Below are 13,720 nucleotides of genomic sequence, written 5' to 3'. Positions count from 1 at the left end.
GTGACCTTACACCACCTATTGCAAGGTCACCAAACAGCCTGTTAATAGCCTCACCAAAAGAGGTATATTTACAGCCTAAACCCTGTTATAACAACAAAAAAGAAGAGACCAAGACCATTGCGGTTTCGTGTCCCTTTTCATATGTTTTTTAACGTTTTGCACCTCTGAAGAGAACCCGTTATAAAATTTAGCCGTGCTCTTTTTAACACTATATATGAATACTTAATACAGTCATCCAACAAATAAATGTACGTTTATTTTATTTTAATGAAGATGTATATATCGGCATTGTATTGCGAATCGTAAACATTAATAGAATTCGCTAAAATACTCATCTTAACTTTGTCATTTTCCTCTATAATCGTAGCCTCTTCGGTAGTAAGTGTCTTCAAATCATTTTTTTCTAGAATCGTTTTGTAAATATTCATAGTATCGAATTGGATTAATTCTTCGTTATTTTCATTGACTAAATGGATGGAAACATCATCACCCTCTTGTTTTTCCTGAAGCGTGTAGTTTAAGCCATCAATTTCAATTTGGATAGATTGAAATTTCGTCACATTTTGTGGATTGTTTAAATACATATGCACCATGCGGTCAAATTCTTCTACATTTACAATTGGATTACTATCCCAATTCAAACTGAAAAATTGTCCTTGATTTTGACTTCCATCTATTTGATCGTATGTTTCGGCAAAGCCAAAAGTTTTTTCGAATTTATTATAATTCAATACATCATTAGGCAACCAAGTAATATCCTTTGCATAGTCCATATTGTTTAAATAACGAACAGTATTTGTAATCAGCTTTTTATCTTCAATCGATGCATTCGCATTGGATATTACTTTATCGTTTACAAGCATATTATTTTCGATAAGAGTACTTTCCAATAAATTAGTCTGATTAACACGGCTTACCGTGAAGCCGTCAATTGGGGGGGTAATGGAAATTGCTGATAAAATAATTAATACAATAACGATTACCCCATTTTTTCGTACAGGCATAAAACTGAATACCGATCCTGCAACAATTGCGAAAAATCCAAAGAGGATAACATAATACCGGCCATAAGTAATACCCATTTCATTTATTTTTAAAATAGATGCGATTGTTTGGAATAAAACAATCGGAATTAAAACTTTAGGGAATATCTTTCTAAATAAAGATGCAAATTTATTCTCAAGCTCACTTGAAAGAATATACACAATAATTACAGTTACTGCATAGGAGACCAATAATGGCTCAAGTAAATTTTTCGTCCAAAAATCTCCACCAAGATTTAGTAAAACATAAGCCAATAAAATTATCGTATATACAGTTGTTAATGGAATGATTATATAGGATATTAAAATTCGCAAATTGTTAGGATAACTGATTGCGTTTTCGATTCGTTCTTCTCTTTGCATTAATTCTTTAGTTGTAAGGGTTTCATCCTTTTTCCCAAGAAAAAGGGGTGTAAAAGATAGGAAGAAAATCGGTGAAAATAAAGTAAATACTATACTTAGGATATGCGGAATTGTTTTATCATTTACCGAAAATAGTAGATTATCAACAGCAAAAATAATTAAACTAAGACCTCCAGCTATGACCAAAGTATAAAGTAAAGTAATGAAAAATGCTTTAAAGGCAGACATAAAAGCTTCGTTAAAAGTAACCTTACTCTTAATTGTTGGGATCCATATAAAAGCCATAATTAATGCAAAGATTGCAATACCTGTTTTTGTCCCTGTTTCGATGTTAAAGTATTCTGAAGGCTGGATCGCAAAATAATAAACAGCCGTCAAAAGTACAGCTCCTATCATGAGCATAACGCGTTCGCTTGCTTTTATAAGAAACCTTTCATAAAGTTGCTGAGCTACTGCACTGAACAAAGAACCAATCAAAAAAGTTAATAATAGCTTTAAATAAAATTCCGATTCATGATTGATAGATATTGCACTCATAACTGCTGAAGCGATTAGAAAAAGCATTGTTAAAGGATAACGATTCGTGGCGTGTATGAGGCCTTTCAACTTTTCCTTCAGGCTTTTTATTATGTTCACAACCATCACTTTCTTCCTTTTAAGATTATGTTGCAAGTACAATTATAGTGGTAAATGAAGTTCCTATTTTTTTCATACCTTCAATTATAGTATATACCTATTGCATATTGTTTTTGACTAATTTTCATAAATATTTTGGATACTGGATAAACTAATATTATAAGAGAAATACACTTTTGGAGGATTGAAGATGAAGCTTCTAATTGAATGGACTTATAAAACACCCAATGGCGCGGAAACCATATTTCGATCTGAGGAGATGGCCGCTGAAAAAACTTTACTATTTGCAAATGATTTGGAGAGAACAGGACGTACAAAACAGTTACTATTCATTGACAAATATGAAAGTAAATGGACTTTAAAAGAATTAAAAAGCTATTTGAAAGAAATTGAAACCGAACCACATAATGTAACCGTCTATTTTGATGGCGGTTTTGATGTATCCACAAATAAGTCTGGACTGGGTTGCGTCATCTATTATACACAAAGTGGAAAATCGTATCGATTAAGAAAAAATGCACTCTCACATGAACACCATTCAAACAATGAGGCAGAGTATGCCGCATTGTACTTAGGGATACAAGAACTTGAACAGTTGAATGTCCATCATCTATCCGTTCAATTCATTGGTGATTCACAAGTAGTAATTAACCAACTAAACGATGAGTGGTCTGTGGTGGAAAAAGTTCTTTCAGCCTGGGCGGATCGTGTAGAAGGAAAATTAAATGAACTTGGTATTCAACCCGAATTTAAGCTTATAAAACGAAAAAAAAATGCAGAAGCAGACAAACTTGCTACACAATCCTTGAACGGAATTGCAATTACAGCTACTCTCGAAATAACTAAAGAATAAAAAAACATGGAAGACTTAACCGGTAAAAGTTAAGTCTTCCATGTCGTACTGTTTAGACAATAAGTTTTTATATTTTTAACTCAATCTTAGCATTTTCTTTTAATTCTTCAACATGTGCAGCTAAGTTTTTTTGCTGTTGTTGTTGTGAAAGAATACCTGCGATTTGTTCGCTTGCCTCTTCAAACGGTGGAATCTCTTCTCCAGCTTCTTTTGAATCAGACGCAGCTTGATCGTAGTAGTTTTTAATCTCTTCATCTGTTACTTTTTCGGTTGGAACCATCTTTTCGATATACTTGTCAAATATAATTGAATCTGTAATTTGAAGTTTAAAAGTCTTATCGTCCACTTTTTGATCTTTAAGTGCTTTTTTCAATTCTTTTTTACCACCAAATTGCTCTTCAAATGATAAATACTTTTTATCAACTTCAGCTGGTGATGCCTTTATTTCTTCTTTTTTCGCATTTTGAAGAATCAATGCTTGATTCACAAGTGTTTCAAGTGTTTGTTTTTTTATTTGGTCAATCGATTCTTTACTAGATAGGTCTTGTCCACTTTGTAGCATTTGACTTTGAATGGATGCCAATGCAACGTTGTATTCCTCACCTGTAAGTTTCTCTTCATTTACTACAGCAACTAATTTTTTCGCATCCAATTGTTGTTCTTCTAACTTCTCTTGCATCTCTTCAGCAGTTGCTTGCTCCTCATTAGCCTCTTGTTTTACTTCATCTTTAGGAATTTCCTCTTTTTTCGCTTTGTCGTCATCACCACACGCTGCTAAACTAAACGCTAGTGCACCTACTATAAATGGAAATAGTATTTTCTTAAATTTCATATCCGATAAACCCCTTTTCAAAAACTGCGATTTTGTTTATTTAAGCTTAGACTGTATCGTAACGAATTTTGTACGTGAGTTAAACCAATAACCCTCCATGACATCAATTTGTGATATTCTCGTAATTTAACAAACAATATAGTCAACAACATTATTTTAAGACCATTGAAACGCTATTTCCGAATTGTCTTACCTCTCAATGGGTATGCATTATATCTTTCTATAGTATAATAGAGAATAATGCAGAGTCTTCAGAAAGATTATTAATTATAAGTTTTCCAAGTAGTTCCTGGAGGTGTTTAAATGTTTTGCCGTGAGTGTGGTAATGAAAATGTCGAATCTGCACGTTTTTGCGGAAGTTGCGGTACAAAACTAGAGCAAAACAAACAATCACCAAGAAGGAAATGGTTAATTTCCGGGTTACTGTTTTCATTACTCTGTATTGCCGGGATAAGTTATTTATTCATACAAGTCTGGCCAAAAAATGAAATACAAGTAACAGAAAAAGAAACTATGATTGCACCTAATGAAACCTTTTTTACTGCACCTGAAAAAAAAGAGGTTATTAAATCCATTCCTATTGTCATAAATGAAAAAGATAAAACAATCGTCATAAAAGAATCAATGCCAAAAGTATTCACCATTTTCACTGAAGATGGTTTTGGTTCTGGATTTTTATATAAAAAAGGTGGCTTCATTATAACAAATGCCCATGTGGTGGTTGGCTATACAGATGTAGTTGTCAGGAATTCCAATGGTAAAGATACACCTGGAAAAGTAATCGGAATTTCCGACAAATACGATATTGCTTTAATCTTTGCACAAGATTATATTCATATCGACCCCCTTTTAACTGAATTGAAAGAATCGGAAATCGGCACTGAAGTAATAGCAATCGGTAGTCCGCAAGGCTTTGAAAACACAGCATCTATTGGCTACTTAACAGGCATTGGGAGAAATATTGAATATGGGTTTACGTATGACAATACGTATCAAATTGATGCCTTAATAGACCAAGGTAGTAGTGGTGGTCCATTAATCGATGCAAAATCCGGAAAAGTTATTGGCATAAATTCTTTACTCTATACAAAGAATGTGGGCATTGGTTTTTCCATTCCAATGTACAGTGTTTTGGATCTTGTCAATTCTTGGGCTGAAACGCCTATGACCGAACAGCAAGTGCATGGGAAATTTGATGTCTATGACGAGTATTCTTATTTTGAAGACGATTTCAACAATGAATATTTTGATGATGAATATGTAGATGAATATGAATCCGATATTATATATGATGAGTATTCGTTAGAATATTTCATTCTTAACTATAGGGATTATTATGAAATGGCACTAGAGTATGAGGAATTTTATTGGATTGAAGATATGATTTTACCAAGAAGTACAGCGTATTTTGAACTGCGTGATTACATCGAAGATATTTCTGGTAAAGGAATGACCTTTGAATTTATTGAAAATACCGTGCTTGATATTAGTTACCAAGGTGAATACGCAATCGTAACTACTTTTGAAGTTTTCGATTTTATATCCACGAGCGGAGAGTATTCTTTTCATGAGCGAACAAAAGAGTATACAGTTGTATACGATGAAAATGGATTTTACAGAATCTCTGATATCTATATTTACGAGTAAATATTTTAGTGCAGCAGTGAAGTTTAATTTCATTGTTGCACTGATTTTTTATTTTGACAAGACAAGACAATGAGTAGCAAAACGGTTTGAATACATTATGAATGGGAATAACATAGTTAACTGCATTTACATAATTATAATCTGAAAGGTGGGATTATTTCATGTGGAAATGGCTATTTTTAATATCTCTTTCAGTTTTACTACTTGTTTCATGTTCTACTGAAAAACCCGTCACTTTCCCAGATAATAAGGATAATTCTGAAGAAGAATCAATCGTAGAACTCGTTGAACAAACAGATACCGATATGTCCCAATTCTTTCTATCTGATAAAACGATTGCCTATTTTAAAGGTGACGGAATTGAATTCTCTACTTACACATCGCGTACTGAATGGTTAGACGATCGTCACGTTAATGTATTTGAAAATAATGGTGGTGTAGAACTTGTAACGTCTTATCGTTTGGAGGATGACAATATTGTAGTACTGCAAGAAGTACCTCTGGAGACTGAGGCTTATACTATAACTATTGAGGAACTAGATAAGAAGCAACCAATAAGAGACTATTTAAACTTTCCTTTAGAGGTTGGTACAGTTATTGATGTATGGACGGTTGTATCCATCACGGATGAGTTGGAGACACCTTTACAAAACTTTTCTAATGTCATTGTTCTTGAACAACAGTTTGAAGAGGAAGCCTTTTCTAGAAGTTATTTTGCTGTTGGATTCGGGGAAATAAAGCGAGAGTATATTGCCAAGGAAAACGGAAATGTGTTTGAAGTAACTTCTGTCATAGAAAGTATTGAGTAGAAAACAGGTTTCAGTCACCTGTTTTCTTTTTTTCATAAGAACTCTTAAGAGCCCATTTCGATTTGTTTGAATTTATTAGGTTTCGACACCAAAGTGATGATGAATAAGGTCCCTAAAAATAGCGTGAATAAAAATAAATAACTGAATTCCGTTTGAAGTTCTAGGAAAAAACCACCAAGAATTGGACCGGTTAAGCTACCGATGCTGAAAAAAATTCCACATAGTAAATTCCCAGTTGGTAACAGCGATTTCGGAGTCAAGTCCGACATATAGGATATTCCTAATGAAAAAATGGATCCTGCAAAAAGACCAGCAATAAAGAACATCATCATAATACCAACAGCATTTTCTCCCATTAGTCCAGCACCCGCAAAAGCGACGCTCCCCCCACCAAGTGTTAGTAATAGAACTGGTTTTCTACCGATTTTATCCGATAGAATACCTAATGGGATTTGCGTGAGGATACCTCCGACGGAAAAGGCTGGTATTATTAAAGACACCATAGCCAAGGGAATTCCGTTTCGCAAAGCATAAACGGGAAACATAGAATTCAAAGAAGACTCAAGAAAGCCGAACCCAAATGGACCTAAGAATGCTATCCACGATACAACAAGCGTAGCCTTGGCACGTGAAATAAATCCGACCTGAGAAGAATCACCCATCATAGCTTCAGGATGATCATTGTTCAACAGAAATACAAAAGACCAAGCAAGCAAACTTAGTCCTGCAGAAACGATGAATGGCAATCCTTCATATATATCTACTAAAGGTACAAACATTGGACCCACTGCAAATCCTACCCCCACAGAAAGACCGTATATGGAAATATTTCGACCGAGCCGTCCAGGTGAAGCTGAGCTTATCACCCATGTTTGTGTAGAGAAATGCAGTGCATGGTCTCCGATTCCAATCAATATACGTAAGAAAAACCAAAATACAATACTTTTCCAAAGTGGAAACGACAATAGTGATAGTATGACAAATACTCCACCAAAAATAATCGTAGGCTTGAATCCAAATCGCCGTAACGGAGCTTCCATAAATGGGGATACAAATAAAGTTCCTATGTACAACGCTGTCGCATTTAAACCGTTCAATGTACTCGAAACACCATCTCTTTCGAAAATCGTTGAAATGAGCGGCAGCAGCATCCCTTGTGAAAAACCAGATATTGAAACGATTAGAACAAGTACCCAAAATCGATGTTTATTTACATATGTACGAAACTTCACTAATTTACGCCTCCAACTACAAGTGTTCTTTTACGACTTAGTTATTTGTGATCACTCATCTGGATGAATGATTATCAGTAGATTCCTCATGAAGCCTTATTCGTTCTCTAAGTCTTCGATTAGCGGATTCTTTGTAAACAGCTGAACGAAAATGCAAAACTAGGTCTTCCGAACATTCTATACCTTGAGTAATTACAGTGGGATCGAATACCAATTCTTCGGCACCATCTGCGATTACTTCTTTTAGCGTGAGTACTCCTGCATCAATTGTTTTCCGATCTTCAGGCCACTCAACACTTGGATCATCAATTGGATCTTCAAGACTCGCCAATTGAAGAATAAGACGGAAACGAATCGGCATTTTTTCTAGTTTACTTACTATTTCTTTCTCCAAATCACCATGTTTTAAAGAACTTTTTTCCAAAGTTGTATTTAGAATCGGTTCCCATTTGAATCGAACTGCTTGTTTCTCACCATTTCGATCTATTAGATAATAAGTATGCAGTGCATGGTACGTTTCAGTGGAAAAACTGGCTACAGGTTTCAAATGAAATAATACTTTAGGGATTGTGTTCCATTCTAGTGATTTACGTAATTTCTCAAATCTTTCTCCAACTGTTAATGAACCTTTCGACATGATCTTTAATAAATTAATAAACGCTTCTGGTGTTTTGGTAATAAAAACAGGAATGTTTACCATCGTCAATGTTGTAAACTGATCATTTGGCAATAGAAAATGAACAGCCATTCCTTTTATTGGAACAAGTGCTTCATATAGTTCCGGGCTTGAGAAAGTATGAGAAAAACGCACAATCACATGCATTTTTTCGTTCTGCAAATGATAGGCTGTCGTTAATGATGAAGCAGTTCCACTCGGTTCAAACACTGCATTAAATGCAATTCCTTTAGCATGAACCCTTCTGTACCCTGGAGAAATCCCAATTACTTTTTCAATTGCATCGACCGTTTCTTTAGCAATTACCTCTTCGTTTCTATTCATATCCTCACTTCACTTTCAAAATTACTTATGAACCCTAATTTTGTAAAGTCTTGATATAATTTATGTTCGTATTGAGATGATCTAACGATTGACCTTTTGTTTGTGTCGAACTAAAAAAAACATGAATAGATGGGACAATCCCATTCTATTCACGTTTTCCATTCTATATACAATTTGTATCCGGAAAATTTCCTGCTTTTTTTAAGCAACTTATCGCTGTCTTTAGTATCTTGTGGATAAGACATCAATAAAGAGCAATATAAGGGTGCGGTATTATCAAACAGAAAAACCCATCATTTAATGGTGCGATTTAGGAAATAGTCTATTTTCTCTTTGTATTTATCGCCTGCCAACGCAAAAGCTTCACCATGATTCGCTTTCGGGACTAGATAAAGTTCCGAATCACTAGAAGTATGTCGATATAAACCCTCCGCCATTTCAGTAGGTACAAATGTATCGCCTTTTCCATGAATATATAGGATTGGAACTTTTGTGTTACCCACTACTTTCAGTGCGCTTGCTTCTCTAAATGAATAACCAGCTCTAATTTTCGTCAATATACTTGTACTATCCAACAATGGAAATGCCGGCAAATGAAACATCCGATTCATTTGATAGGAGAATAATTGATAGACAGATTCATATGGACTATCCGCAATAATGGCTTTAACCTGACGTGGAAGATCATTTTCTCCACTCGCCATCAAAACAGTAGCCGCACCCATCGACAAACCATGATAGCTGATTTTTGATTCTGTCCCTAGCTTTTTCACTAATAACTCAGTCCAGTCGATTAAATCAAGGCGATCTTGCCAGCCAAATCCGTAATAATTCCCTTCACTTTTTCCATGGCCCCTTGCATCTGGCATGAAAATGTTATAACCGAAATCATTATGATAAAACTGTCCAAATAACCCCATTTGTTTCGCATTTCCTAAATAACCGTGTGTTAGTATGACTAATTTATCGGTGGGCTTCGATGCTGGTAAATAGTAACCTGATAATTTTAATCCGTCGCGTGATGTTAAAGTAAGCTGCTCAAATTTTTGATCAGCCACCCAATCTATCCAACTTCCATTCAAATAAAGATCCATCGCTTCATCAGACACGTCTAAATCCGCATTCTTTTCCAAAAAGTCTTTCGGTCCTCGCTTGACTGCTAGTTCATAGAAAAAGAAACTACCAATAATTTGAAATGCCACGAAGACAACAGCAAAAAGAAGAAGTAGTTTTTTCCAATTGATTCGAATTTTACTCATTCCCCTTTAATTTCTCTGTCTTTGGGTATGATTGATACCTATCTCTATTATAGTAGATAAACCTATGAAAATGAACGAATATTGAAGGATACATGAATTTACCAAACCTATTTTACGCTTATTGAGTAAATGATAAATAAACTATCATTTAAAAAAGCGAAAGAACCAATCCTAGTTATGAAATCTAGGATTGATTCTTTCTTGTGTTGCACTATGAGCTTGCAAGCTTTTTATTTTCACAAAATCGATTACTACTCATTCTAATTTATTAATTATTTTTGCTAGTAATGGTGGAGTAACGTCTTTTAACCCAACAAGTCCTATCAGAGTTAAGAATATTTTTTGTACACCATAAAAAGCATCTGTTGGATCATAGTACTCATTTAGAGTGTGGAACCCACCAGCATCACCACCACCACCTAGTGTAACCGCAGGTATTCCTAGTGAAATAGGAACATTGGAATCTGTACTACTGGCCCCGTCCAATGTCTGTTCAAAACCTAATGCAGATGTGGCTGCGGCTGCAGCTTGTACGATAACGGCATCAGGATTTTGCGATCCTGCTGGACGATTACCTACTAATTCTATATCAACAGTAATCACATTTAATTTCCCCCATCGAAGATTTTCTTCATCCGCGGCGAGATTAATGATATCAATTACCTGTTTCTCTAAATTTAATAGCTCTTCTTGGGAATTTGAACGTAAATCGATTATCATTTCTCCGACTTCTGCAATTGAATTTACTGAAGTTCCTCCTGTTATTAATCCAACATTAAATGTCGTTTTTGGATTCGTTGGGGTTTCTAATGAGGATACTTTGGCAATCGCACGTCCTAAAGCGTGTATCGGGCTCGGTGTTCCAAAACTTCCAAAACTGTGCCCACCTGGTCCTTTATATGTGATTTTATATCGTTTACTACCTGTAGCTAAATATGTTACTCGGTCTACAGCACCGGGTTCGATTGATATAAATCCATCTATATCTTCTCGATTTTCAAACAATGTTTTTACACCTAGCAAATCTCCAAGGCCCTCTTCACAAACCGTAGCTCCGATAATTAAGTCCCCTTCGGTTTCAATATTAGCGTGATTTAGTGCCCGCAATATTGTAAGGACCGATGCCAGGCCGCGGCCATCATCAGCAATCCCAGGTGCATACACTCTTCCGTCTACAATTTTAGCAACAGTATCTGTTCCTTCAGGAAAAACTGTATCTAAATGTGCACATAATACGATTGAAGGGCCACTCCCGCTTCCCGGGCGAATTCCGAATACGTTACCAACTTCATCCACTGTGATATTTTTTATTCCAAGTTCAGTTAGTTTCCTTTTATAGTAGATGCCTCTTTTCCCTTCATAAAATGTAGGTGCTTGAATAGCTGTAAGCTCAATTTGCTCATTAGTTGTGTAGTTATTATCTTCTTCTAAAAATACAAGCCCTTTTTTCACTCCCGAATTGGATTTTAGTAAACTATATACATCTTTTACTTTATTCGATACGCTATACTCTTGGATACCTTTAACAATTCCATGTTTTTCAGTCATTAGTGAATCCCTCCATTTTTGAATTCAGTAGCAATTATAGACGGTTACAATTGTCGAACGAAAACGACTCCGTATACAATAACGGAGTCACATCATCGTTTATTAAGCTAATGGATTTCTTTCTTAGAGTTCACTTAAATTCGCAATAGAATATATTTTCTTCGGTCTGCCCCTTCTACCTGTTGCGTCTTCAGTAACTTCTATTAGCCCCATTTGTTCCATTTCATTTAATATTCTCCTCGTATTTCTATCCGTGTTTTTCAGAAGAGTTGTTATTAGTTCACTGTTAAAACATTTTATCTTTTTATATTTAATGAAAAAGTAGATTTTAGCTGGAATTATCGGCGTATAGTTATTTTCTGTTAAAACTTTTTTCCATGCTTCTGGAAGTTTATCAGCTGTAAAATTATTATTTTCTTCCGAAAATACATCCATTATTTCTTTCATTTGATTGATAAAAATTATTTTTTGGTTTTGATTTTTTTGGTGTTCTACAAAAGAGTGACTTACATTTTGCATGGCTTCATACACCGTGTGTCCAGACCCAATCCCGATTTTTAGTTCAATTGAAGATTGCAGTTCAACTTGATTCACTAGCTGACTTAGTGACTCGTTTAGATACAATAATTCGAAATCACCATAGGTTGTGTAAATATTAAAACGATTTTCCTTAGAATTGTCAAGAACACCATTTAACTTCTCAGCAACTTGCTGTAATGCAAGTTCAAGATTTAATCGTTTTCTATTTGCTTCGTATGTGTTGTTTTCAGTTATTAATTTATCATTTATTTGTTCAATTCCAATAATCGCAACTTTTGATTTTTCAAATATTTGACTGGTAGCACGGGAGACAAGTAAATTAAAGACGGTTTGAATTGCTAATTGCGACGGTACGATTCGATAACTTGGGATTCCTAACTTTTCCAATTCCTCATAAACAGTTAATAAACAAGTTACCGCAACTGCCGTATTTTTTTCCCTGAAATTTTTTACATGAAATTCAATGATTTCTTCATATGTTTGATTCCGATCATAAGGGTATATTTCTATTTTCAATTCAGTTAAACTATACTCTTTTAACAGTTGTTGAATTGTTTCTCCTTCAATTGAATCTACACTTATTGAAGTTGTTGTTTCCTTTCGCTCAAGGAAAATGTTTAGCAATGTTCCTAGGAAAGCGATACCGTAAAGTGGTGGAAAAAATCCTTCATTCTCCTTTATCCAACCTTTGTCAAGTGCATAGTAATAAGGAGTTTGTCCCGAAAAAATCCACTGTGCCACATCATACTTATTTTCATTAATAATGTGTTCCAATTCGTCACGATGAAAGTATTCAAATTCGACTAACTCAATACGAAAATCGGCACTTGCTACTTCTTTTATTTGATTTAGTGAATCTCGAGGTCCAATTGCACCAATTCGAATTTTCAACTTATTTCATGTCCGCTTAAAATAGTAGCCGATTCAGAAACACCTATCTTGTCTATATTAATTAGTGGATGGTGGCAAGCAACAGAATGACCTGGCAGTATTTCGCGATACTCGGGGCTTTCTGTTTTACATAAATCAGTTGCATATGGACATCTTGGATGGAAATGACAACCACTTGGTGGATCGCTAGGATTTGGAATTTCACCTTCGATTAACTGATGCCTTTTTCGTAACTTTGGATCTGGAATAGGTACAGAATCTAACAATGCATTTGTATATGGATGAAGTGGATTTAGAAACAGTTCATCTCGATCTGCTAATTCTACCATCCTTCCCAAATACATTACGCCAATTCGATCGCTTATATGCCGCACAGCAGGCAATCCATGAGCAATAAAAATGTAAGTTAAATCCATTTCTTTTTGTAATTTTTTTAGTAAGTTTAAAATTTGAGCTTGAATCGAAACATCTAACGCCGAAACAGCTTCGTCACAAACAATTACCTTAGGTCGTAAAGCCAGTGCTCGTGCAATTCCTATACGCTGGCGTTGTCCTCCACTAAATTCATGTGGATATCTTTTTAACTGGTGTTCTCCGAGGCCAACAAGCTTCATTAGATTGAGTACTTCTTCACGTAGTTTTTTTCCAGAGGCAATTTTATGAACAACTAAAGGCTCCCCGATAATTTCTTCAACTTTCATTCTTGGATTAAGTGATGAGTAAGGATCTTGGAAGATTACTTGCAAATCTCGTCTCGCTTTACGTAGTTCTTCGTTACTGAGAGTGGCAATATCTTTATTGTCAAAAAATATATTTCCTTCTGTCGCATCAAGTAAACCAAGCATTAATTGCCCAGTTGTAGATTTTCCACAACCAGATTCTCCAACAATTCCAAGTGTTTCACCTTCAAACACTTCAAAGTTTAAGCCGTCAACAGCACGGACTAATGTAGTGGTTTTCTTAACATAGCCTTTTGTAATTTCAAAATGTTTTTTTAAATTACGCACTTCCATAATTACTTTTTCTTTTGATGTGCTTTGATCTTTTACGAACTCCATCCTATTCAC

At 35.1% G+C, this 13,720-nt stretch carries 11 protein-coding genes; 3 read left to right on the top strand and 8 right to left on the bottom strand.

The genetic code is table 11. From position 1 onward, the window contains the following. Positions 1-254: 254 nt before the first annotated feature. The gene (locus tag ACP8HH_RS07505) at positions 255-2,048 is read right to left on the bottom strand and encodes a DUF4153 domain-containing protein (RefSeq protein ID WP_438318070.1); all 1,794 of its coding nucleotides are present in this window, start codon (positions 2,046-2,048) and stop codon (positions 255-257) included. 184 nt (positions 2,049-2,232) lie between these two features. Here ACP8HH_RS07505 and ACP8HH_RS07500 point away from each other — a divergent pair, with 184 nt between their 5' ends. Beyond that, the gene (locus ACP8HH_RS07500) at positions 2,233-2,895 is read left to right on the top strand and encodes a reverse transcriptase-like protein (protein WP_438318067.1); all 663 of its coding nucleotides are present in this window, start codon (positions 2,233-2,235) and stop codon (positions 2,893-2,895) included. A gap of 67 nt (positions 2,896-2,962) precedes the next feature. Here ACP8HH_RS07500 and ACP8HH_RS07495 read toward each other — a convergent pair whose 3' ends face one another. Continuing rightward, positions 2,963-3,727, bottom strand: a complete 765-nt coding sequence (locus tag ACP8HH_RS07495; protein WP_438318064.1) for a SurA N-terminal domain-containing protein — start codon at positions 3,725-3,727, stop codon at positions 2,963-2,965. A gap of 303 nt (positions 3,728-4,030) precedes the next feature. Here ACP8HH_RS07495 and ACP8HH_RS07490 point away from each other — a divergent pair, with 303 nt between their 5' ends. Both ACP8HH_RS07490 and ACP8HH_RS07485 read left to right on the top strand, forming a co-directional pair. Then, positions 4,031-5,374, top strand: a complete 1,344-nt coding sequence (locus ACP8HH_RS07490; protein WP_438318061.1) for a trypsin-like peptidase domain-containing protein — start codon at positions 4,031-4,033, stop codon at positions 5,372-5,374. Positions 5,375-5,535: 161 nt separating this feature from the next. Then, on the top strand, positions 5,536-6,183 hold the full coding sequence (locus ACP8HH_RS07485; protein ID WP_438318058.1) for a hypothetical protein: 648 nt from the start codon (positions 5,536-5,538) through the stop codon (positions 6,181-6,183). 44 nt (positions 6,184-6,227) lie between these two features. Here the strand turns inward: ACP8HH_RS07485 and ACP8HH_RS07480 are convergent, their stop codons facing one another. The 6 genes from ACP8HH_RS07480 to ACP8HH_RS07455 form a co-directional block, all read right to left on the bottom strand. After that, entirely contained in the window at positions 6,228-7,415 is a 1,188-nt protein-coding gene (locus tag ACP8HH_RS07480; RefSeq protein ID WP_438318056.1) for an MFS transporter, read from the bottom strand. Positions 7,416-7,470: 55 nt separating this feature from the next. Next, on the bottom strand, positions 7,471-8,415 hold the full coding sequence (locus ACP8HH_RS07475; RefSeq protein ID WP_438318053.1) for a catalase: 945 nt from the start codon (positions 8,413-8,415) through the stop codon (positions 7,471-7,473). A gap of 293 nt (positions 8,416-8,708) precedes the next feature. Then, on the bottom strand, positions 8,709-9,674 hold the full coding sequence (locus ACP8HH_RS07470; RefSeq protein ID WP_438318050.1) for an alpha/beta hydrolase: 966 nt from the start codon (positions 9,672-9,674) through the stop codon (positions 8,709-8,711). A gap of 255 nt (positions 9,675-9,929) precedes the next feature. After that, positions 9,930-11,222, bottom strand: coding sequence for a M20/M25/M40 family metallo-hydrolase (locus tag ACP8HH_RS07465; RefSeq protein WP_438318048.1), 1,293 nt, complete (start codon positions 11,220-11,222; stop codon positions 9,930-9,932). A 123-nt stretch (positions 11,223-11,345) separates the two neighbouring features. Next, positions 11,346-12,653, bottom strand: a complete 1,308-nt coding sequence (locus tag ACP8HH_RS07460; protein WP_438318045.1) for a hypothetical protein — start codon at positions 12,651-12,653, stop codon at positions 11,346-11,348. Continuing rightward, positions 12,650-13,711, bottom strand: coding sequence for an ABC transporter ATP-binding protein (locus ACP8HH_RS07455; protein WP_438318042.1), 1,062 nt, complete (start codon positions 13,709-13,711; stop codon positions 12,650-12,652). Before ACP8HH_RS07455 ends, ACP8HH_RS07460 begins: the two co-directional genes overlap by 4 nt. Positions 13,712-13,720 lie beyond the last annotated feature (9 nt).

The organism is Sporosarcina sp. FA9 (assembly GCF_051550205.1).
GTDB lineage: Bacteria > Bacillota > Bacilli > Bacillales_A > Planococcaceae > Sporosarcina.
Note: the sequence above shows the minus strand (reverse complement) of the source record. Positions and strands in the feature narration are given on the sequence as shown.